This window comes from Stutzerimonas stutzeri, assembly GCF_024448695.1.
Taxonomy (GTDB): Bacteria; Pseudomonadota; Gammaproteobacteria; order Pseudomonadales; family Pseudomonadaceae; genus Stutzerimonas; species Stutzerimonas stutzeri_T.
On sequence record NZ_JAMOHY010000001.1, the window covers coordinates 317,629 to 338,993 of the forward strand.

The 21,365-nt window shown below is 63.0% G+C and carries 24 protein-coding genes; 8 read left to right on the forward strand and 16 right to left on the reverse strand.

All coding sequences use genetic code 11. The annotated features are described in order from the left end of the window. The first annotated feature begins 24 nt into the window (after positions 1 to 24). The 4 genes from holA (at position 25) to lipA (ending at position 3,869) form a co-directional block, all read left to right on the forward strand. A complete protein-coding gene (gene holA, locus NAV32_RS01550) occupies positions 25 to 1,053 on the forward strand; it encodes a DNA polymerase III subunit delta (protein WP_256051029.1) in 1,029 nt (342 codons plus the stop codon). A gap of 129 nt (positions 1,054 to 1,182) precedes the next feature. Next, positions 1,183 to 1,341 carry an alternative ribosome rescue factor ArfA gene (arfA, locus tag NAV32_RS01555; RefSeq protein WP_256051030.1) on the forward strand — a complete coding sequence of 53 codons (159 nt, stop codon included), beginning with the start codon at positions 1,183 to 1,185 and terminating at the stop codon, positions 1,339 to 1,341. Between the two features lie 61 nt (positions 1,342 to 1,402). Continuing rightward, positions 1,403 to 2,701, forward strand: a complete 1,299-nt coding sequence (locus NAV32_RS01560) for a lytic murein transglycosylase (protein ID WP_256051031.1) — start codon at positions 1,403 to 1,405, stop codon at positions 2,699 to 2,701. A gap of 115 nt (positions 2,702 to 2,816) precedes the next feature. Continuing rightward, complete coding sequence (gene lipA, locus NAV32_RS01565) at positions 2,817 to 3,869, forward strand: lipoyl synthase (protein WP_256051032.1); 1,053 nt, start codon at positions 2,817 to 2,819, stop codon at positions 3,867 to 3,869. A gap of 94 nt (positions 3,870 to 3,963) precedes the next feature. Here lipA and lipB read toward each other — a convergent pair whose 3' ends face one another. From lipB to NAV32_RS01620, 11 genes are all read right to left on the reverse strand, one after another. Then, positions 3,964 to 4,632 carry a lipoyl(octanoyl) transferase LipB gene (gene lipB / locus NAV32_RS01570; RefSeq protein ID WP_256051148.1) on the reverse strand — a complete coding sequence of 223 codons (669 nt, stop codon included), beginning with the start codon at positions 4,630 to 4,632 and terminating at the stop codon, positions 3,964 to 3,966. Between the two features lie 29 nt (positions 4,633 to 4,661). Further along, the gene (locus tag NAV32_RS01575; RefSeq protein ID WP_256051033.1) at positions 4,662 to 4,946 is read right to left on the reverse strand and encodes a DUF493 domain-containing protein; all 285 of its coding nucleotides are present in this window, start codon (positions 4,944 to 4,946) and stop codon (positions 4,662 to 4,664) included. Between the two features lie 67 nt (positions 4,947 to 5,013). Beyond that, a complete protein-coding gene (locus tag NAV32_RS01580) occupies positions 5,014 to 6,171 on the reverse strand; it encodes a D-alanyl-D-alanine carboxypeptidase family protein (protein WP_256051034.1) in 1,158 nt (385 codons plus the stop codon). A gap of 63 nt (positions 6,172 to 6,234) precedes the next feature. Continuing rightward, positions 6,235 to 7,227, reverse strand: coding sequence for a septal ring lytic transglycosylase RlpA family protein (locus NAV32_RS01585; protein WP_256051035.1), 993 nt, complete (start codon positions 7,225 to 7,227; stop codon positions 6,235 to 6,237). Then, entirely contained in the window at positions 7,224 to 8,234 is a 1,011-nt protein-coding gene (gene mltB / locus NAV32_RS01590; RefSeq protein ID WP_256051036.1) for a lytic murein transglycosylase B, read from the reverse strand. Before mltB ends, NAV32_RS01585 begins: the two co-directional genes overlap by 4 nt. Positions 8,235 to 8,244: 10 nt before the next feature. Continuing rightward, positions 8,245 to 9,390 carry a rod shape-determining protein RodA gene (gene rodA, locus NAV32_RS01595; RefSeq protein WP_272890076.1) on the reverse strand — a complete coding sequence of 382 codons (1,146 nt, stop codon included), beginning with the start codon at positions 9,388 to 9,390 and terminating at the stop codon, positions 8,245 to 8,247. Next, positions 9,387 to 11,276, reverse strand: coding sequence for a penicillin-binding protein 2 (gene mrdA, locus NAV32_RS01600; protein ID WP_256051037.1), 1,890 nt, complete (start codon positions 11,274 to 11,276; stop codon positions 9,387 to 9,389). The genes rodA and mrdA overlap by 4 nt, the downstream gene beginning before the upstream one ends. Positions 11,277 to 11,294: 18 nt before the next feature. Continuing rightward, positions 11,295 to 11,762, reverse strand: coding sequence for a 23S rRNA (pseudouridine(1915)-N(3))-methyltransferase RlmH (gene rlmH, locus NAV32_RS01605; RefSeq protein WP_256051038.1), 468 nt, complete (start codon positions 11,760 to 11,762; stop codon positions 11,295 to 11,297). Positions 11,763 to 11,769: 7 nt separating this feature from the next. Next, positions 11,770 to 12,129 (reverse strand): ribosome silencing factor, encoded by a 360-nt coding sequence (rsfS, locus tag NAV32_RS01610; RefSeq protein ID WP_256051039.1) that lies wholly within the window; start codon positions 12,127 to 12,129, stop codon positions 11,770 to 11,772. A 14-nt stretch (positions 12,130 to 12,143) separates the two neighbouring features. After that, positions 12,144 to 12,803, reverse strand: a complete 660-nt coding sequence (nadD, locus tag NAV32_RS01615; RefSeq protein WP_256051040.1) for a nicotinate-nucleotide adenylyltransferase — start codon at positions 12,801 to 12,803, stop codon at positions 12,144 to 12,146. Beyond that, positions 12,803 to 14,068, reverse strand: a complete 1,266-nt coding sequence (locus NAV32_RS01620; protein ID WP_256051150.1) for a glutamate-5-semialdehyde dehydrogenase — start codon at positions 14,066 to 14,068, stop codon at positions 12,803 to 12,805. The genes nadD and NAV32_RS01620 overlap by 1 nt, the downstream gene beginning before the upstream one ends. Positions 14,069 to 14,273: 205 nt before the next feature. Here NAV32_RS01620 and NAV32_RS01625 point away from each other — a divergent pair, with 205 nt between their 5' ends. Next, positions 14,274 to 15,590 (forward strand): bifunctional DedA family/phosphatase PAP2 family protein, encoded by a 1,317-nt coding sequence (locus NAV32_RS01625; RefSeq protein ID WP_256051041.1) that lies wholly within the window; start codon positions 14,274 to 14,276, stop codon positions 15,588 to 15,590. A 4-nt stretch (positions 15,591 to 15,594) separates the two neighbouring features. On the opposite strand, the gene NAV32_RS01630 is transcribed toward NAV32_RS01625, so the two are convergent. The 3 genes from NAV32_RS01630 to NAV32_RS01640 are packed head-to-tail and all read right to left on the reverse strand — an operon-like array spanning position 15,595 to position 17,283. Next, entirely contained in the window at positions 15,595 to 16,185 is a 591-nt protein-coding gene (locus NAV32_RS01630) for an LON peptidase substrate-binding domain-containing protein (RefSeq protein WP_256051042.1), read from the reverse strand. 19 nt (positions 16,186 to 16,204) lie between these two features. Beyond that, positions 16,205 to 16,924 carry an LrgB family protein gene (locus tag NAV32_RS01635; protein WP_272890077.1) on the reverse strand — a complete coding sequence of 240 codons (720 nt, stop codon included), beginning with the start codon at positions 16,922 to 16,924 and terminating at the stop codon, positions 16,205 to 16,207. After that, positions 16,921 to 17,283 (reverse strand): CidA/LrgA family protein, encoded by a 363-nt coding sequence (locus NAV32_RS01640; RefSeq protein ID WP_256051043.1) that lies wholly within the window; start codon positions 17,281 to 17,283, stop codon positions 16,921 to 16,923. The genes NAV32_RS01635 and NAV32_RS01640 overlap by 4 nt, the downstream gene beginning before the upstream one ends. A 171-nt stretch (positions 17,284 to 17,454) precedes the next feature. Between NAV32_RS01640 and NAV32_RS01645 the strand changes: the two genes are divergently transcribed. Together NAV32_RS01645 and NAV32_RS01650 are read left to right on the forward strand one after the other, a co-directional pair. Next, positions 17,455 to 17,910, forward strand: coding sequence for a MaoC family dehydratase (locus NAV32_RS01645; protein WP_256051044.1), 456 nt, complete (start codon positions 17,455 to 17,457; stop codon positions 17,908 to 17,910). Positions 17,911 to 18,067: 157 nt separating this feature from the next. After that, positions 18,068 to 18,709 (forward strand): NAD(P)H-binding protein, encoded by a 642-nt coding sequence (locus tag NAV32_RS01650; RefSeq protein WP_256051045.1) that lies wholly within the window; start codon positions 18,068 to 18,070, stop codon positions 18,707 to 18,709. Positions 18,710 to 18,771: 62 nt separating this feature from the next. On the opposite strand, the gene orn is transcribed toward NAV32_RS01650, so the two are convergent. Both orn and NAV32_RS01660 read right to left on the reverse strand, forming a co-directional pair. Continuing rightward, positions 18,772 to 19,314, reverse strand: coding sequence for an oligoribonuclease (gene orn / locus NAV32_RS01655; RefSeq protein WP_256051046.1), 543 nt, complete (start codon positions 19,312 to 19,314; stop codon positions 18,772 to 18,774). 39 nt (positions 19,315 to 19,353) lie between these two features. Beyond that, on the reverse strand, positions 19,354 to 20,154 hold the full coding sequence (locus tag NAV32_RS01660; RefSeq protein WP_256051047.1) for a class I SAM-dependent methyltransferase: 801 nt from the start codon (positions 20,152 to 20,154) through the stop codon (positions 19,354 to 19,356). Positions 20,155 to 20,277: 123 nt separating this feature from the next. Between NAV32_RS01660 and rsgA the strand changes: the two genes are divergently transcribed. Further along, positions 20,278 to 21,300: a small ribosomal subunit biogenesis GTPase RsgA gene (gene rsgA / locus NAV32_RS01665; protein ID WP_256051048.1), complete on the forward strand. Its 1,023-nt coding sequence runs from the start codon at positions 20,278 to 20,280 to the stop codon at positions 21,298 to 21,300. The last annotated feature ends 65 nt before the right edge of the window (positions 21,301 to 21,365 follow it).

A 21,365-nucleotide genomic window follows, 5' to 3' on the forward strand; every position in this document is an offset into this window, starting at 1 on the left:
GCGGCTCCCGATTATCTCTCGACCATGAAACTCGCCCACGCCCAGCTCGGCAAACACCTGCAAGGTCCGCTCGCGCCTGTCTACGTGGTCAGCGGCGATGAGCATCTGCTGTGCCAGGAAGCCTGCGACGCCATTCGCAGCGCCTGCCGGCAGCAGGACTTCAGCGAACGCCAGGTACTCAATGTCGAAACCGGCTTTGACTGGGGCCAGCTCGTCGAAGCCGGTGCCAACCTTTCGCTGTTTGCAGAAAGGCGCCTGCTTGAGCTGCGCATGCCTACTGGCAAGCCCGGCGACAAGGGCGCCGCCGCGCTGCTCGACTATTTGGCACGGCCCGCCGAAGACACCGTGCTGCTGATCAGCCTGCCGAAGCTCGACGGCAATACCCAGAAAACCAAATGGGCCAAGGCACTGATTGATGGGAAGCAGGTGCAATTCCTGCAAATCTGGCCGGTAGACGCCGCGCAGCTGCCCCAATGGATTCGCCAGCGCCTGTCACAGGCCGGGCTGGCTGCCGATCAGGAAGCCGTAGAGCTGATTGCTGCCCGGGTCGAAGGAAACCTGCTGGCCGCCGCACAGGAAATCGAGAAACTCAAACTTCTCGCCGAAGCGGGTCAGGTCACCACTGAAACCGTCCAGGCGGCTGTCGCCGACAGCGCGCGCTACGATGTCTTCGGCCTGATTGATGCGGCGCTGCTGGGTCAGCCCGAGCACGTCCTGCGGATGCTCGACGGCCTGCGCGGTGAAGGTGTGGAAGCGCCAGTGATTCTTTGGGCTGTAGCTCGCGAAGTACGCCAACTGGCCAATATCGCCCAGCTGTACAATCAGGGCACCCCCCTTGACCGCGCATTCAGCCAGGCCCGCCCCCCCATCTGGGACAAACGTCGCCCGCTGGTCAGCAAGGCGCTGCAACGCCACGACCTCGCCGGCTGGCAACGGCTGTTGAGCAGCGCACAAGTCATCGACGAACAGATCAAGGGGCAGGCCGCAGGCGACCCCTGGATCGGCCTGAGCAACCTCTGCCTGCAATTGAGCGGACGGCGGATCGGCCTTTAGCGCAGCAGACCGAACACCTTAGGTCTTATGCCAGCCAGCACAAGGCTCCTATCCGGGTGCGCCTACCCTCTGGACATTTTTTGCACAACGCCTATGATGCGCCCAACTCCAACCCCAGAGGACGAGCACATGGCAAAGAGCCAGAAACGGTCGAACAAGGCCAAATCACTGGTGGCGCAACCCCTGTTCCGCAGCCGCCAGGAGCAACCGAAAAAAGGCAAAGGCAGCTATCGCCGCGAAGCCTCCCAGTCCGACCACTGGGGGGCTTCACTCCTTCTGGCAGCTTGAAAAGCCAAGCCATTCAAAGCGTGCTAATGTCAGCCACCGATGACCTGTCGAGAAGTGGTGCATGCTTTACACCTTCGTCCCCGTTTTACTGCCAAGAATCCTGATTGCCGCTTCAGCCCTGAGCATCATGGCTGCCTGCGCCACCGAGCCCCTTGCCCAAACCACGCCGAACACCAACACGCAGCACATGGCGCGTCAGGCTGCGGATAGTGCGGCCCCAGTCACCGAAGCCGACGTGCCGCAACAGAGCTTCGCCCAGTGGCGCGACGCCTTTCGCGTAGAAGCCCTGCAGGCCGGCGTACCGGCAGAACTGTTCGACCGCGCCTTTGCCGGCGTCACGCCCGATCCAAGCATCATTACCGCTGATCGCAGCCAGCCGGAATTCACCCGCCCGGTCTGGCAATACCTGGAAGGCGCACTCGCAGCGCAGCGCGTGAGTGGCGGCAAGCGCCTGCTGAACCAGCACGCGTCAACCCTGACGGCCATCGAGGCGCGCTATGGGGTCGACCGCAATACGCTGGTAGCCATCTGGGGATTGGAAAGCAACTTCGGCAAGATCATGGGCGACAAGTCGGTGATCCGCTCACTGGCCACACTGGCTCATGAAGGACGCCGCCCTGGCTTCGCCAAGAGCCAGTTGCTGGCTGCGCTGGACATTCTGGAACGCGGCGACGTTTCACCCGACAATCTGCGCGGCTCCTGGGCCGGCGCCATGGGTCAGACCCAGTTCATCCCCACCACCTATAACACCTATGCCGTGGATTTCGACGGTGATGGCCGGCGCAACATCTGGAACAGTTCTGCGGATGCGCTGGCCTCGGCGGCCCACTACCTGCAGTCTTCCGGCTGGAAGACGGGACAGCCCTGGGGCTTCGAGGTCGCTCTGCCGAAGGGATTCGACTACGCACTGGCCGACAGCAGCATCCGCAAGCCACTGGCCGAATGGCGGCGCATGGGCCTGCAGGGACTGCCAGCCGGCGGGCAGGAAGCAAACGCCAGCCTGCTGTTGCCCGCCGGCCACCGCGGCCCGGCGTTCCTGATCCTGGAGAACTTCCGCACCATCCTGCGCTACAACAACTCATCCTCCTACGCACTGGCCATCGGCCTGCTCTCCGAGCGTTTCGACGGCGCAGGCAAGGTTCGCGCCAGCTGGCCTGTGGGGGAGCAGCCGTTAAGCCGCTCCGAACGGCTGGAACTGCAGGAGCGCCTGACTGCCAGAGGCTTCGATCCGGGCACCCCCGACGGAATCATTGGCGCCAACACGCGCAGCGCCATCCGGGGCTTTCAGCAGCAGCTGGGCTGGCCTGCCGACGGCCATCCGACGCAGGAGCTATTGGGACGCCTGCGGACCAACCCATAGCACACATGGCCGGACCTCACTGCGCGTCGGACTGAATGCTCAGCGCCTGTGATAAACTGCACGGCGGCCAAAAGCCGCCTCGTCCACGGAGCCTCTAGCGGAGCCCAGAAAGCCGATGTCCGATACCTCCCAGTCCAAAACCGTTGCCAGCGGCGAAAAATTCCGCACCACTGAGGGCATTGTTGCAATCAAGGACGGACAGAAGCGCCGCGCCTCAAGCGAACCCCAGGTGTTTGAACCCAAGCCCAAGTGGCTGCGGGTCAAGGCACCCAGCGGCAGCCGCTTCGAGGCGGTCAAGCGCAATGTCGGCGAGCACCGCCTGAGCACCGTATGCCAGGAATCCCACTGCCCGAACATGGGCGAATGCTGGTCCAACGGTACCGCCACCATCATGCTGATGGGCTCGGTGTGCACCCGCGCGTGCCGCTTCTGCGCGGTGGATACCGGCAATCCCAACGGCTGGCTGGATCAGGAGGAGCCACAGAACACCGCCAAGTCGGTGGAGCTCATGGCGCTGCGCTATATCGTGCTGACCTCAGTGGATCGCGACGATCTGGACGACGGCGGTGCCGCACACTACGCGGCCTGTGTGCGCGCCATCAAGGAGCGCACCCCGCAGGTGGTAGTGGAGGCTCTGACTCCCGACTTCGACGGCGACCTGCGCGCCATCGAACGCGTTGCAGACTCTGGTCTGGAAGTCTTCGCGCAGAACGTCGAGACGGTTAAACGCCTGACCCATGAAGTGCGCGACCCTCGCGCCGGCTACGAAAAGACCCTGCGTGTGCTGGAGCACGCCAAGCGTCATCGCCCCGAGATGCTGACCAAGACCAGCCTGATGCTGGGCTTGGGCGAAAGCGACGAAGAAGTGCTGCAGACCATGGATGACCTGCGCGCCATCGGCGTGGACATCCTCACCCTCGGCCAGTACCTGCAGCCGACCCGCAACCACATACCGGTCAAGCGCTGGGTCAGCCCGGAAGAATTCAACCGTTTGCGCGATATCGGTCTGGCAAAGGGCTTTATGGAAGTCGCCGCCGGCCCACTGGTGCGCTCCAGCTACCGAGCCGACCGGGTGTTCGAGAAGAACAACCTGGGCCTGGCCGCCCCGGTGCCAGTGCCGGGCCAGCCGTTTGACAGCAGCCTGATTCCGACCCTCAATCTGAACTGAAAATCCGGATTACGCCTTCGGCTAATCCAGGCTACTGGGTGATCGGGCTGAATAACGCCTGCTAGAGGCAGGCGTTTCATATCCGCCATGCCCCTTAGTAATCTATTGCGCCCGTCAGCGTCTGCTGCTGCGCATAGCCGAGGTGCTTGACCAGCTGTTCACGCAGGCGGGCACTGACTTCGGAAAGCGCTATCGGCCCAGCGACCAAATCGGCCACCTGCGTCATGGTCATGCCGGCGTAGCCGCAGGGGTTGATGCGCCGGAAGGGCTCAAGATCCATATCCACATTCAGCGCCAGCCCGTGAAACGAGCGACCGTTGCGGATGCGCAGACCCAGCGAGGCAATCTTCGCTCCATCGACGTAAACACCGGGGGCATCCGGCCTGGCCTGGGCCTGGACACCATAGGTCGCCAACAGATCAATCAGGCTCTGCTCGATGCGGCTGACCAGTTCGCGCACGCCAAGCCCCAGGCGTCTTACATCCAGCAGCAGGTAGCACACCAGCTGGCCCGGTCCGTGATAGGTCACCTGACCACCACGGTCAGCCTGCACCACCGGAATGTCACCGGGCAGCAACAGGTGTTCGGCCTTGCCGGCCTGCCCCTGAGTGAACACCGGCAGGTGCTGCAACAGCCAGATTTCGTCATCGGTATCCGGCCCGCGCGTGTTGGTAAAGCGCTGCATGGCCTGCCAGGCGGGCTCGTATTCGGTCAGACCGAGATCGCGCACGCCCAGCACGCCGCCTCCGAAGGCATTCCGCATGGGCGGCAGGAGCAGGGTTTTGGCGCTCATCAGAGCACCATTTGCACGCGCCCGGTTGCACGCAGATCAACGTGAATCGCCTGCAGCTGTTCGACTCCGGTCGCAGTGATCAGCACCTGGACGGAGAGGAAACGCCCGTTGCGGCTATCGCGCGTCACCAGTGTGGTTTCATCGAAACCGGGGGCATGCCGACGGATGACCTCGACCACTGCCTCATGGAAACCCTCTCCCGCTTGGCCAATCACCTTGATCGGGTAGCGTTCGCAGGGGAATTCGATTTTTGGTGCCTGTGTATCGCTTGTGCTTTCGTTCATGGCTATGACGGACTCGTGATCCGCAAGCGCGTCCTGGCGGGGTGGCCAAGTCGCGCGCAAGGGGTTGTCAGTTGAAGATGTTGAAGAAGAACAGTCGAATGCTATCCCAAAAGCGGCGGAACAGCCCACCCTCTTCAACCGCGTGCAGGGCAATCAGATCGGTGCTCTGCAGCACTTGATCGTTGAGGCTGACCTCTACCTTGCCGATCACGTCACCCTGCTGGATGGGTGCAGTCAGCTCGGGATTCAACGTCATCCCGGCCTGCAGCTTGTCCAGCTGGCCACGGGGTACCGTCAGGGTCAGGTCTTTCGCCAGACCGGCACTGACCTGATCCTGCTGGCCTTTCCAGACACGGGATTTGGCCAGCTCGACGCCCTGCTGGTAGAAGGTGCGTGTTTCAAAGAAGCGGAAACCATAGGTCAGCAGCTTTTGCGTCTCGGCCGCGCGCGCCTGCTCGCTGTCGGTACCGAACACCACGCTGATCAGACGCATGCCATCGCGCACTGCCGAGGCCACCAGGCAGAAGCCCGCCTCTTCGGTATGCCCGGTTTTAAGGCCATCGACTGTCTTGTCACGCCACAACAGCAGGTTGCGGTTGGGCTGCTTGATGTTGTTCCAGAGGAATTCCTTCTGTGCATAGATGCCGTAGTGCGCCGGGTCTTCGTAGATGATCGCGCGGGCCAGCTTGGCCATGTCGGACGCCGAAGAGTAGTGCTCAGGGTGCGGAAGGCCGGTGGAATTGACGAAATTGGTATTGGTCATGCCCAGCCGCTGTGCGGCTGCGTTCATCAGGTCGGCGAAAGCTTCCTCGCTGCCGGCGATGTATTCGGCCATGGCCACGCTGGCATCGTTGCCTGACTGGATGATGATGCCGTGCAGCAGGTCGTCAACCGATACCTGGGTGTTGACCTGGATGAACATTCGCGAACCACCGGTACGCCAGGCCTTTTCACTGACGGTGACCATGTCGCTCTCGGCAATCTTGCCCTTCTGGATTTCCAGGGTGGCAATATAGGCGGTCATCAGCTTGGTCAGGCTGGCAGGTGGCAGGCGTTCGTCGCCGGCGTTTTCCACCAGTACCTTGCCGCTGGCGGCATCCATCAGCACGTAGGATTTCGCCGCCAGTTGCGGCGCCGAAGGAATGATCGGCTGGGCCAGCGCGACCGGCGCCACCGTCAGCAGAAAAAGAAGAAACAGGCGGTGCACGAAGGTTGTGATAGTCATTGCTCTCTCGAAAATGGGTATGGGCAAAACAGAATCGGTGTCACGGGTCTGACGGACGGCACATCAGTCGCCTCGCACCCGCCGGGGCTGACCTAGGTTGGCGAGACGCACGTTCTGCTCGATCTGCTCGGCCTCATCCAGGGAGCCGATGGGGCCGAGGCGAACCCGGTGCAACACCTGCTCGCGATGAACCACCGAGCTGACGAATACCGGTGCGACCGTCATGCTGCTGAGCTTGTCGCGCAGCAGTTGGGCGGCATCCGGGTTGGCGAATGCGCCGACCTGCAGAAACAGCCCGGAAGCGACAGCGCCATCGCCATTACCGACTTCAACCGGTAGCGTAGCACCGGCATGCTGAGCTGGTGGTGGCGTGTAATTCTCGACCGGCTGTGCAAGCGTACTAACGGCAACCTGGCTGGCTACCTTTTGCGGTTGTGCCAAAACCATCGGCGGCTGCTGACCCCGGTCGGCCCACCACTGCACAGGATCGATCCCCTCGACCTTGACCCGTGCCGTCCCCGACTCGGCAAAGCCCAGCTTTTTCGCGGCGGCGAAGGACAGGTCGATGATGCGATCCGAGTAGAACGGGCCACGATCATTGACCCGCAGCACGACGGTCTTGCTGTTGTCGATATTGGTCACCCGGACATAGCTGGGCAGCGGCAGGGTCTTGTGCGCGGCGCTCATGCCGTACAGATCGTACTTCTCGCCATTGGCGGTCGGCTGACCGTGAAACTTGGTGCCATACCAGGACGCCGTACCGGTTTCCCGATAATTGCGGCCATCGCCAATCGGGTAGTAGGTCTTGCCCAGCACTTTGTAGGGGCTAGCCTTGAACGGACCGAAGTGGGGTGTCGGCACCGCATCAGGAATCGCCGAGACATCCACGCCCCACCAGGGCGCCCCATCCTGGTGTGGCCGCGAATAGTTTTCCGGACCACTGATCCCCCCGCCCTTGACCACCGCAGGGGGTGACGAAGGCGGCTTGGATGAACAGCCGGCAACCAGCGCAATGGCCACCATCAGCCCCAACAGCCTTGCCTGCAGACGAGTCATTGCGCCCCCTTGGCTTCGGCGAGCTGCCCGGCGAGCTGATGCACCGCCATGGCATACATGACGCTGCGGTTGTAGCGCGTGATGACATAGAAGTTCGGCAGGCCGATCCAGTATTCATCTCCCTCGGCCCCTTCCAGACGGAAGGCGGTCACGGCTGTGTCGTCGGCGATGGCGTCGTCGCTATGCCAGCCCAGCTCGCGCAGCTCGGCGGCCTTCAGAACCGGCTCCAGCCCTTGGGTAAGGCCTTCAGCATGGCGCTCGCCCTTTACCGTGGCTTGCGCAACCACCGGTTCGCCGGCTTTCCAGCCATGCTCCTTGAAATAGTTGGCGGCGCTGCCGATGGCATCCACCGGGTTCTTCCAGATGTCGATGCGACCGTCATCATCGAAGTCCACCGCATAGGCGCGGAAGCTGCTCGGCATGAACTGCGGCAGCCCCATGGCACCCGCGTAGGAGCCGGTAAGCGTCAGCGGATCGACCTGCTCTTCACGCGTCAGCAACAGAAACTCCTTGAGCTGCTGGCGAAAGAACGGCTGACGCGGGGGGTAATCGAAGCCCAGGGTGGCCAGCGCATCGATGACCCGGTGGCTGCCGGTGTTGCGGCCATAGAAGGTTTCCACGCCGATGATCGAGACGATCACTTCAGCGGGTACGCCAAAGTCGGCCTCGGCACGCGCCAGTGCGGCTTCGTTCTCGCGCCAGAAATCGACACCCTGGGCCACACGCGAGTCGGTCAGAAAGATGGGCCGATACTCCTTCCAGGGCTTGACCCGCTCAGCCGGGCGCGAAATCGCATCGAGAATGCCCTGCTTGCGCTCCGCCTGGGCCAGCAGTTCGACCAGCTGCTCACTGACAAAGCCATAATCCTGGCTCATTTCGAGAACGAACTCAGCGACCTTTTCGCCTTCATAGTCGGCAGCGCCTACCGCCTGGTTGCCGGCGAGCACACCCATAAGTCCCACGCCGCAGAGCACGCGCGTCAACCGAGCATTACGTAATGATTTCAAGACATTCACTCTAAACCTGTGCGATCCACTTGCGATGGGTGTGGATCGACATCAAAACCCCGAACCCCGCCAGCAGGGTCACCAATGACGTTCCGCCAAAACTGATAAAGGGCAGCGGCACCCCCACAACCGGCAGCAGCCCGCTGACCATACCGATATTGATGAAAACATAAACGGAAAATGTCATGGTCAGCGCCCCGGCAAGCAGTTTGCCGAACAGCGTCTGCGCCTGGACCGTGATGATCAGGCCACGCGCAATCAACAGCAGATAGACCAGCAGCAGCAGGCAGACCCCCACCAGGCCGAACTCCTCGGCCAGGACGGCAATGATAAAGTCCGTATGGCTTTCCGGCAAAAAATCCAGATGAGACTGGGTGCCCAGCAGCCAGCCCTTGCCGAACACGCCGCCCGAACCGATTGCAGCCTTGGACTGGATGATGTTCCAGCCGGAGCCAAGCGGATCGCTTTCCGGGTCGAGAAAGGTCAGCACGCGCTGTTTCTGGTAGTTGTGGAGGACGAAATACCACATCCCCACGGCAATCGGCACCAGCGCCGCCATTGCCCCGAACACCCAGCGCCAGCGCAGGCCAGCGATGAACACTACGAAGGCCCCTGATACCAGAACCAGCAGTGCAGTGCCCAGATCCGGCTGTTTGAGGATCAGCACGAACGGCACGACGATCAGACACAGGCTGATAACGGTGTGCTTGATGCCGGGCGGCAGCACCCGGGTAGACAGGTACCAGGCAATGGTCATCGGCATGATGATTTTCATGAATTCCGACGGTTGGAAGCGAATCACCCCCGGAATGTTGATCCAGCGGGTCGCGCCCATCGCCGTGTAGCCGACGAACTCCACCGCGACCAACAGCGCCACCACCGCCAGATAGCCGAGCGGCACCCAGCGCGCCATGAAGCGTGGCTCGAACTGGGCAATGACCAACATGGCCGCCAGGCCGATACCAAAGGAGGTGGCCTGCTTGATCAGCATGTCCCAGTTCTTGCCGCCTGCCGAATAGAGAATGAACAGGCTGCCGGTCGCCAGTAACAACAACAGCAACAGCAACAGACCATCGATATGCAGGCGCTGCAGCAGTGTGGCGCGGCGGCGCATCACATCGGTGCTCGAAAGCGTTCGGTCGAAGGTTCCGCTCATGGTCTGCCCGCCTCGGCGCTCAGGGGTAGCGCGTACTCGGCCTTCAGCTGCCCGAATTCGTCGAGCAACCAGGCATCCATCACCAGCTTGGCCACTGGCGCAGCAACCCCGGAGCCGGACTCGCCGTTCTCGACCATCACCGCCACGGCAATCTGCGGATCGTGTACGGGCGCGAAGGCGACGAACAGCGCATGGTCGCGATGGCGCTCATTGAGCTTGCCGCTGTCGTAACGCTCGCCCTGCTTGATCGCCACCACCTGCGCCGTGCCACTCTTGCCGGCAATGCGATAGAGCGACGCATCACCGACCTTCCTCGCCGTGCCGCGGGCGCCATGCATCACCTGCTCCATGCCGTTGATGGCAGCATCCCAGTAGCGCGGGTCGCGCAGCTCGATATCCGGCAGCGGCTGCGGATCGACAGGCAACTCACCCTCGATGCGCCTCGCCAGATGAGGCCGGATCCACTTGCCCTGGGTAGCCATCAGCGCCGTGGCCTGGGCCAGCTGCAGCGGCGTGGTCTGCATGTAGCCCTGACCGATGCCGAGAATCACCGTTTCACCCGGATACCAGGCCTGGCGATAACGCGCGCGTTTCCAGTCGCGCGAGGGCATCAGGCCGGCAGTTTCCTCGAACATGTCCAGCGATACCCGCTGACCGATGCCGAAGCGCGTCATGTAGTCATGCATCCGGTCGATGCCCATCTTGTGGGCCATGTCGTAAAAGTAGGTGTCATTGGAGCGGGCGATGGCCAGTTCCAGGTCGACCCAGCCATCGCCGCCCCGGTTCCAGTTGCGATACTTGTGCTTCACGTTCGGCAACTGAAAGAACCCCGGATCGAACACCTTGCTCTTTTCGGTGACCACACCGGTATCAAGACCCGCCACTGCCATCATCGGCTTGATGGTCGAGCCCGGTGGGTACAGGCCGCGCAGCACACGATTGAACAGTGGGCGGTCGATGGAGTCGCGCAGTTCGCCATAGGCCTTGAAGCTGATGCCGGTGACGAACAGGTTGGGGTTGAAGCTCGGCTGACTCACCATCGCCAGCACCTCGCCGGTGGCCGGCTGCAAGGCCACGACCGCGCCACGACGCCCGCCAAGCGCGGCTTCGGCAGCCTCCTGCAGATCCAGATCGAGGGTCAGCGTCAGGTCCTTGCCCGGAACCGGATCGGTACGCTTGAGCACGCGCAGCACGCGACCGCGAGCATTGGTCTCGACCTCTTCGTAGCCCACCCGGCCATGCAGCGAGTCCTCGTAGAACTTCTCGATACCGGTCTTGCCGATGTGGTGCGTGCCGCTGTAATTGACCGAATCGAGCTGCTTGAGCTCGGCCTCGTTGATGCGCCCGACATAGCCGACCGAATGTGCGAAATGCTCACCCTGCGGATAGTGGCGGACCAACTGTGCCGCGACCTCAACCCCTGGCAGCCGGAATTGATCGACCGCGACACGGGCAATCTGCTCCTCCGACAGTTCGTACATGATCGGTACCGGCTCGAAGGGGCGACGCCCCTGCAGCACACGTTTCTCGAACAGCTCGCGCTCCTCGGCAGACAACTGCAGCACCTCGACCACCGTATCCAGCGTCTTGCGCCAGTCTCCGGCACGTTCGCGGGTCACGGTCAGGCTGAAGCTGGGACGGTTATCGGCGATGATCCGCCCATCCCTGTCGAAGATCAGCCCACGATTGGGCGGAATGGGCTGCACGTGAACACGGTTGTTCTCCGACAGCGTCGAGTGATGCTCATACTGCACCACCTGCAGGTAGTACATCCGCGCAATCAGCACAGCAAGCATCATCAGCACCACCAGAGCGCCCACGATTACCCGCCGACGCACCAGTTGGGCATCCTTTTCGTGGTCTTTCAGGGGGATCGGCTGGGACATCCTGGGCTTTTACTGACTTCACTTGTGATAAGGGTGCCCTGACAGCAACGTCCAGGCACGATAGATCTGCTCGCCGATGAGAATGCGCACCAGCGGATGCGGCAGAGTCAGCGGCGACAACGACCAGCGCTGCTCACTGCGTGCACAGACCTCCGGCGCCAGCCCTTCCGGGCCGCCCACCATCAGGTTGACGTTGCGTGCATCAAGCCGCCAGCGCTCCAGCTCAGCCGCCAGCTGTTCCGTGCTCCAGGGGCGCCCGGTCACTTCTAGGGTGACGATGCGCTCGCCCGGCTGAACCCTGGCCAGCATGGCCTCGCCTTCCTGGCGAATCAACCGTGTCACGTCGGCATTCTTGCCGCGTGTGTTGAGGGATATTTCATGCAATTCCAGCGGCAGTTCGGACGGCAGGCGCCGGGCATATTCGTGCCAGCCATCCTCGACCCAGCGTGGCATCTTCGAGCCTACCGCGATCAGCTTGATCCGCACGGCTGGACTATTCCTGTTCGCCCGCGTGCTGTGCGCGGCTCTGCTCCGCACCCTGCCAGAGGCGTTCGAGGTCATAGAACTGGCGCGTCGGCACCTGCATCACATGCACCACCACGTCGCCCAGGTCGAGCAGCGCCCACTCGCCACCTTCCAGCCCCTCGCTACCGAGCGGGCGTACGCCTTGCTCCTTGACCTTCTCCAGCACGTTGTCCGCCAGGGACTTCACGTGGCGGCTGGAGGTACCGCTGGCAATCACCATGAAATCGGTGACGCTGGTCTTGCCGCGTACATCGATGGGAGTGATGTCGGTGCCTTTCAGGTCTTCCAGGGCACTTACGACCAGCTGGACCAAAGATTCATTTTGCATAGCTTGTAACAACCTCAGTTCGACGCCCGGTAAAGTCCGTGCGCGTTGATATAAGCCAGTACGGCGTCGGGCACCAGAAAACGCACCGAGCGACCACTGGCCAGAAATTGACGGATTCGCGTGGCCGACACCCCGAGAGGCGCCTGCCAGACAAAAGCGATCTGTCCGCCGCTGCCGGCCAGCGCCAGCGGATCGTTGACGCTGCGCGCCGCCTGCAGATCGCGCAGGGCTTCCGGCGCTTCACTGTCGGCATCCGGACGCTGCATGACGAGAATGTGGCAATGGTCGAGCAATTCGCTCCAGCGGTGCCAGCTGGGCAAACCGCAGAAGGCATCCCAGCCGACGATCAGAAACAGCTGGTCATCCTCGGCCAGTTCGGCACGCAGGGACTCCAGCGTGTCGATGGTGTAGGACGGCTTGTCGCGCTCCAGCTCGCGCGAATCGACCACCAGCAAGGGCAACCCTTCAACCGCCAGGCGCACCATGGCTAGGCGATCCTGCGCCGAGCAGCTGGGCGTTTCGCGGTGCGGCGGACGGAAGTTGGGCAACAGACGAACCTCGTCCAGCCCAAGGTACTCGGCCACCTCCAGCGCGCCGCGCAAATGGCCGATATGCACGGGGTCGAAGGTACCGCCGAGCAGGCCGATGCGCCGTGGTGTGCGGGTCGCATCCATCAAGTACGCACGTGACCGTCGCCAAAGACCAGGTACTTCTCGCTGGTCAGGCCTTCCAGGCCAACCGGGCCGCGCGCATGCAGCTTGTCGGTGGAGATGCCGATCTCCGCCCCCAGGCCATACTCGAAGCCATCGGCGAAGCGTGTCGAGGCGTTGATCATCACCGAGGCCGAATCCACTTCGGTGATGAAGCGCCGCGCATCGCTGAAGTTCTCGGTGACGATGGCGTCGGTATGTTGCGAGCCGTAGCGGTTGATGTGCCCGATGGCCTCATCCAGCGAATCGACCACGCGAATCGACAGGATCGGCGCGTTGTACTCGGTGCTCCAATCCTCTTCGCTGGCGACCAGCACGGCGTCGCCGAGCAGTTCGCGGGTACGCGGGCAGCCGCGTAGTTCCACGCCCTTGTCGCGGTAGATGGCAGCCAGCGGCGGCAGCACCCGAGGCGCGATGGCTGCGTGCACCAGCAGGGTTTCCATGGCGTTGCACGGCGCGTAGCGCTGGGTCTTGGCGTTGTCGGCCACGCGGATGGCCTTGTCCAGGTCCGCCGCCGCATCGATGAAGACATGACAGATGCCATCCAGGTGTTTGATCACCGGCACCTTGGCGTCACGGCTGATGCGCTCGATCAGGCCCTTGCCGCCCCGCGGAACGATGACATCGACAAACTCGGGCATGGTGATCAGCGCACCGACGGCAGCACGGTCGGTGGTTTCCACCACCTGCACTGCGGCTGCCGGCAGCCCGGCCTCGGCCAGCCCCAGCTGGATGCAGCGGGCAATCGCCTGGTTCGAGTGGATCGCCTCGGAGCCGCCGCGCAGGATGGTGGCGTTACCCGACTTGAGGCACAGGCTGGCGGCGTCGATGGTCACGTTGGGCCGTGATTCGTAGATGATCCCGACCACCCCCAGGGGCACGCGCATCCGGCCAACCTGGATACCCGACGGCAGGTAGCGCATGTCACGGATTTCGCCGATGGGGTCCGGCAGGGTGGCGACCTGGCGCAGGCCTTCGATCATGTCGTCGATGCGCGCCGGGGTCAGCGCCAGGCGATCGAGCATGGCTTCGTCGAGGCCGTTGGCGCGCCCGGCGTCGAGATCCTGCCGGTTGGCGCTGATCAACTCATCGCGTGCCGCATTCAGTGCAGCGGCTGCCGCATGCAACGCCCTGTTCTTCTGCGCGGTGGAAGCGCGCACAAGCACGCGTGACGCCTCGCGCGCGGCGCGACCAAGGCGGGTCATGTAATCGAGTACGGACTCGGTCATTGTCTGGCTGGCCTGAATCAAGGGAAAGCGGCAGATTATAGCCATCCCGGGGCGCCTGCGCACAGCGAAGCACTCGAACGGCGCCGCACGGTAGCCGCAGACTGTGGACTCGTGCCCTGCCGCGCACTGGCGCTATCATCCCGCCCGTCTGAAACCAGTCCACTTACCCGTGGGTCGAAACCCTCCCGATCCAAGGAAAACCCTCATGCCCGAATGGCTCGCCCCCCTTGCCCGCTGGCTGGCCGACTCCCCGCAGTGGCTGGGCCTGATCCTGTTTCTCGCGGCCTGCCTGGAGTGCCTGGCAGTGGTCGGCCTGCTGATTCCCGGCACCGTATTGCTGTTCGCCCTGGCTGCGCTCGCTGGCAGTGGCATCCTGAGTCTTGGCGAGACGCTGCTGCTGGGTTTCGTCGGCGGACTGCTCGGCGACTTGCTGTCCTACGCGCTGGGGCGCCGCTATCACCAGAACATCCGCAGACTGCGCGGGTTGCGCAACCATCCCGAATGGCTTGTCCGTGCCGAACTGTATGTCGCCCGCTACGGCGTTGCCAGCCTGCTCGTGGGTCGCTTCATCGGACCTTTGCGACCCATGTTGCCGCTCACTGCAGGCATGCTCGACATGCCTTTCGGTCGTTTTCTGCTGGTCAGCGTGGCGGCAACTGCCGGCTGGTCGATGGCCTATCTGCTGCCGGGCTGGACTGCCGGCGCTGCCGTGCGCCTGCCGCTACCGGAGGGCTTCTGGGGCGAAGCGGGTATTGTCCTCGCAGCCTTGTTGCTGCTGGTCGGCGGCGTGACGCATTACAGCCTGCGCCAGTTGCGCTGGGTCACTCCGCTGGCGGCGGTTTTCGCCGCGCTGATCCTGCTCGGCCTGTTCTTCGGCTGGTCGCATCTGGCGGAATTCGATGAAGGCCTGATGACGGTAATTCAGGGCGAACGCAGCCCGATCTTCGACCGTTTCATGGTGCTGGTAACGCGCACCGGGGACTATCACACTCAGCTCTGGGCTGCCGTACTGCTGTGCCTGCTACTGATTCTCACCAGACAGTGGCGAGCGGCAGCCTTCGCCTTTCTCACCCTGCTCGGCACGGCACTGGCCAATGGCGCACTGAAAGCGGGCTTCGCCCGGATGCGCCCGGAAATACTGCTCGAACCTCTCGACTCCTTCAGTTTTCCCAGCGGGCACAGTTCGGCAGCCTTTGCCTTCTTTCTCACCCTCGGCGTACTCGCCGGACGTGACCAGCCACCGCGATTGCGCCTGACCTGGGTACTGCTGGCCGCCCTGCCCGCCACCGCCATCGCGCTGTCGCGGGTCTATCTCGGCGTGCACTGGCCAACCGACGTGATTGCCGGCGCGCTGCTGGCGGCTACGGTCTGTGCGGCCAGCCTGAGCATCGTCCAGTGGCGGACGCCGATGAACACCCTGTCACCCAGGGTCTGGTGGCTGATATTGCCGGCCACTCTGGGGCTGATCGGAATTCTCACGCTATGGACCTTGCCGGCGGGCATGCAGCTCTATCGCTACTGATCGATCACGGGCCGCCTTCACCTTGCAGCTGTTCGAGCCATAGCTGAATGCACTCCAGCTGATGCAGCGGGTCATCCAGACGCAGCAACGCAAGCTTCTGCTCCGGCTGGAACGGCAGCAGATAACCCAGCTGATGAGCCAGCGAACGCTGTCCCTGAGCCGCCCCACCCATCCCCAGGGCCTCGACCATCGGATGCTGACCGAGCGCTTCACGCAAGGTCGCCAGCTCGGCATGCTGTGCGGCCAGTGGCAACTCATCAGGCTCGCTGCGCCAATCGATTTCGGCCAGGGTGAGCTGGTCAGGCTGCACTTCACTCGCGCTCACATCGAAGCGGCGACCGCCTTCGACGCGAATCCCCAACAGCCCATTGGGGCGCTGCTGCCAGTCACGGATCAGCGCTTCGCAGCCGGTCTGCGCAAAAGTCTTGGCCGCTGCGCCGACCTCACTGCCCTCGATGAGACGCACCACACCAAAACCGTGCCCCGCCTTCAGACAGCGACTGACCATGTCCAGATAGCGTGCCTCGAAGATCTGCAGATCGAGCATGCACCCAGGAAACAGCACGGTATCAAGTGGAAACAGCGGCAACTTCATCAGAACTCCTTCACAGGCACTACAACCACAGGGTTACGGCCAGCGGCAACAGCACCGCCGTCATTACCCCCATCAGACTCATCGCCAGCGCCGCAAAAGCGCCGCACTCGTCGCCTTCCTGCAGCGCCTGGGCGGTACCCACGGCGTGCGCCGTCAGCCCCAGCGCCATACCACGCGCCGCAGGATGCTGAACACCGCACCGCCGCAGCAGTTCCGGACCGAATATCGCCCCGATGATGCCGGTGATCATCACGAACACCGCCGCCAGCGCCACCACCCCTCCGATCTGCTCAGCCACCAGCATGGCAATCGGCGACGTCACCGACTTGGGCGCCAGCGTCATCAGAATCATTCGCTCGGCGCCGAAGGCCCAGGCCAGGGCCATACCCAGCGCCGTTGCAACAACACCCGCCACCAGCAGCGTAAGCATGATCGGCCCGAACAGTTCACGTATCCGCCGCAGATTGAGGTACAGCGGCACCGCCAGTGCGACCGTGGTCGGCCCCAGCAGAACGGTAAGCATCTGCGCGCTGAACCGGTATTCCTCATAACCGATGCCACAGGCCAGCAGGATGCCGATGACCAGCAGCATCGACACCAGCACCGGCTGCAGAAAGACCCAGCGGGTCTTTTCATAGGCGGCGAAGGCCAGCTGAAAGGCTGCCAGGGTGATGGCCACACCGAACAGCGGATGATGGATTACCGCCTCCCAGGCCGCCTGCCATTGCAAGGTAATCATGCCCGCGTCCTCTTGCGTTGCTGGCGGCGGATCAGCAACTGCATCAGCCAGCCGGTAAACACCAGAGACACCACCAGTGACAGCACCAGCACACCGACAATGGCCCAGAAATCATCGAGGATCGCCTGGGTGTAGGCCATCACGCCAACCGCCGGAGGCACCAGCAACAGCGGCAGATAGCGCAGCAGACTACTGGCTGCGACCTGCAGCGATTCACTCGCCCTGCCGCGCAACAGCAATGCCACGAACAGTAGCAGCAAGCCGATGATTGGCCCCGGCAGCATCGGTATGAACAGGACATTGAGTGCGGTGCCAAGCAATTGAAACAGCACCAGCCAGGTCAGCCCGCGTAGCAGCATGAGAACCTCCGAAACATGAAACACGAGTATAAGCGGCGCGCCACGACGAGGCTTCGACTATCACACCGCGCCCACCTATGACCCGACATTCGCGCAGGCATGCCTGGTTGATTCGACTTCCTCTGCGTGCTGATCTAGCTGACCAGCCAGAACAGGAATGCCGGAGGTCACATGCCCCAGGTACCCATAGCAGAACTCAAAAACCACATCGGCAGAGATCTCGGCCACTCGCCATGGCTCGACATCGACCAGCCACGGGTCGACCAGTTTGCCGACTGCACGGGCGATCATCAGTTCATTCATGTCGACCCCCAGCGGGCCGCGCAAACACCCTTCGGCGGCACCATTGCCCACGGTTTCCTGTCACTGTCTCTGATCCCCATGTTGATGGACGATCTGCTGGTCATCCCCGAAGGCACCCGGATGGGCGTCAACTACGGACTCGACAGCCTGCGCTTCATCCAGCCGGTGCGGGTGGGCTCTCGGGTGCGTCTGGCCGTGACACTGCTCGACGCCCACGAGAAAAATCCCGGCCAGTGGCTGCTCAAGGCTCGTGTCGTGATGGAGATCGAAGGAGTGGACAAACCCGCCTACATTGCCGAAACGCTGGCGCTCTGCATCCTCTGAGAAGCCTGGGCACCCATAGATACTGTGCAGGACTTCACGCCGGGGCATCCAGGGCTTGCCGAACAGCGGCGGCCCGGAACACTATCGGAGCGGGAGTGGGCCGGTCACGGTGGACCCGTGCTCGCTCCAATCGAACGACCGCACAGGAAGCCAAACCATGCATCTGACGCCCCAGCGCATTCTGCTTGCCGGCGCCACCGGACTCACCGGCGAGCACCTGCTTGATCGCCTGCTCAATGAACCCACCGTGGAAAGCGTCGTGGCCCCCAGCCGCAAGCCACTGGCCGAACACCCGCACCTGCACAACCCCGTCGGCCCGTTGCAGGAGCTGCTGCCGCAGCTGAGCGGCACCTTCGATACCGCGTTCTGCTGCCTGGGCAGCACGCTCAAGGAGGCCGGAAGCCAGGAAGCATTCCGCGCTGTCGATCATGATCTGGTGGTGAATTTTGCCCGCCGCGCCCGCGAGCTGGGCGTCCGCCACCTGCTGGTCATCAGCTCCCTGGGCGCCAGTTCGGACAGCTCCATCTTCTACTGCCGGGTAAAGGGCGAGATGGAAAACGCCCTGCGCGCCCAGAACTGGCCCCAGTTGACCATCGCCCGCCCGTCACAGCTGCTCGGCCCACGCATGGAAGTAAGGCCGGTTGAGCGCCTGACCGCCCCACTGTCCTATCTGCTACCGGGAAAATACCGGGGTATCTCGGCCTGCACCCTGGCCCGCGCCCTCTGGCGTCTCGCGCTGGAGGACGACAAGGGCACACGGGTGATCGAGTCTGACGAGCTGAGAAGGCTGGGGAAATAGGCCCTGCAGGGCCGAATTCATTCGGCCCGAGTCCATTCGGCCCGAGTCCATCCGAGTTGGCTTCAACCCTTGATGAAGTGCTCGCGGTAGTGCCGCAATTCCGCGATCGACTCGCGAATATCATCCAGCGCCAGATGCGTGCCGCCCTTCTTGAAGCTCGCGAGCACGTCGGGCGCCCAGCGGGCGGCCAGCTCCTTGAGGGTCGAGACATCCAGGTTGCGGTAATGGAAATAGGCTTCCAGCGTCGGCATACGACGATAGAGGAAGCGTCGGTCCTGGCAGATGCTGTTGCCACAGATCGGCGACTTGCCCTTGGGTACCCACTGCTCGAGAAACGCCAGCGTCTGCGCTTCGGCTTCTTCGGTGCTGATCCGGCTCTCGCGCACACGCTGGGTCAGCCCCGAGCCGCCATGCTGGCGGGTGTTCCATTCATCCATGCCGGCGAGTATTTCATCGCTCTGATGAATGGCGATGACCGGCCCCTCGGCCAGGACATTGAGCTGGCTGTCGGTGACGATGGTGGCCATCTCGATGATCACGTCATGATCGGGGTCCAGCCCGGTCATTTCCAGGTCGATCCAGATCAGGTTCTGCGGGTTGTGCATGGTGGGCTCCTTGAAGGTGACGTGCAGTCTAACAGGCCCTCAGCCGCTCGCATCGGAATGGGCACGGCTGCCGGGGCGCCAGATCAACAGGCGCGAACGACGCCAGTCATCGAGCGGCAACACTTCCTCGGCCTCGACGCCCGGCACCTCAAAACTGTTGCTGATCAACAGCGCATCCTCCCGCATCTCGGCGCAGGCCTTGCTCCACAGAGTCGGCATCGGCGCCGGGGAGAGAAAGCAGTAGACCACATCGTATTGCCCCAGCGGCTCGCGCCAGAAGCTGCGCAAATACACACGACAATTGGGCTGCAGCAAACAGCGCAAACGGCACAGCACAAACGCCAGCGGTGCGGTTTCGACCCCGACGAAATGCCCATGCGGATAAGCCTTGGCCAGCCGCAGCAGCGTACCGCCAAGTCCACTGCCCAGATCAATGAAACGAAACCCGTCGGGCAGGCGCGCCAGCTGCCGCATCAGGAGCTGTTCGGCAGCTTGGCCGGTGAGGTAAAGCGGGACGCGCTCGAACAACGCATTCCAGTTCAGCAGCAGCAAAGCGACGAAACCGGACAGCAGCAGCCAGGGCGGTAGCGAATGATCCTGCAACAGCACCAGCCCGGGCACGAAACCAAGATTGATCGGCAACCACCAGCGTGGCAACCCGAGCAGCTTCCCGATCAGCGCAGCCAGCAAGCCCTGCAGACCGGCCGCAACCAGCAGACTGACCGACAACCCCGCCAGTCGGGCCACGAGCAACAGCAGCAGCCAGGTGGCCAGCAGTGCTGCAAACTGACTCACCAAAGCCAGCACTGCGGGAAACCTCGCGAATGAGAAGGCAGGCATGGGCATTCGTACCGGCACGTAAAGCCGCCGAGTCTAATGCCTGCAAAGAGCTGTATACAGGCCCGCGGTGCTGAATTCTCGCGTGCTAGAATCCTTTGCTTTCCAGCCTGGATACCCACACAAATGGCCAAACGCCAACTCAACCGCCGACAGAACTGGCGCATCGAGAAAATCCAGGAAGAGCGCGCCACGCGCGCAGCGCGTCGCGAATCGCGCGTGGTCGAAGAGCTTGAGGGCGGCGACCTGGGGCCGGAGCAGACCGGTCTGGTCATTGCTCACTTCGGCGTACAGGTAGAGGTTGAGGCGCAGGAGGGCGAGCAGTCCGGCCAGGTTTTTCGCTGCCATCTGCGGGCCAATCTGCCGGCGCTGGTGACGGGCGATCAGGTCGTCTGGCGCCCCGGCAATCAGGGCATTGGCGTTATTGTCGCGCAGCTCCCGCGCCATTCCGAACTGTGCCGCCCGGACACCCGCGGCCAGCTCAAGCCGGTCGCAGCCAATGTCGACATGATCGTGATCGTCTTTGCTCCGCTGCCGGAGCCACACGCCAATCTTATCGACCGTTACCTGATCGCCGCCGAACACGCCGGCATCACACCCTTGCTGCTGCTGAACAAGGCGGACCTGATCGATGCACAGAATGAGCCGGCTCTCGAAGCGCTGCTTTCGGTGTATCGCACCCTGGGCTATCCGCTGATGGAGGTCTCGGCCCATGAGGGCGCCGGCATGGACGCTCTCAAGGCACGCCTCGACGGCCACGTGAGCGTATTCGTCGGGCAATCCGGGGTGGGCAAATCGTCGCTGGTGAACAGCCTGCTGCCTGGAGTCGATACCCGTGTCGGACCGCTCTCGGAGCTGACCGGAAAAGGCACCCACACCACCACTACCGCACGGCTGTTCCACTTCCCTGGCGGGGGCGAACTGATCGACTCACCCGGTATCCGCGAGTTCGGCCTGGGCCACGTCAGCCGCGCCGACGTCGAAGCGGGCTTCATTGAATTCCAAGACCTGCTGGGGCATTGCCGCTTCCGCGATTGCAAGCACGACCGCGAGCCCGGCTGCGCCCTGCTCAAGGCCCTCGAAGAAGGCCGCATACGCCCACAGCGTATGGCCAGCTACCGCTACATTCTCAGCGGGCTGGCGGAATGAACAGGCAACCTTTGCTTGCAGCTTGAGGCTTGAGCTGCTTTTCAATCCGCTCAGCGGATCGATAA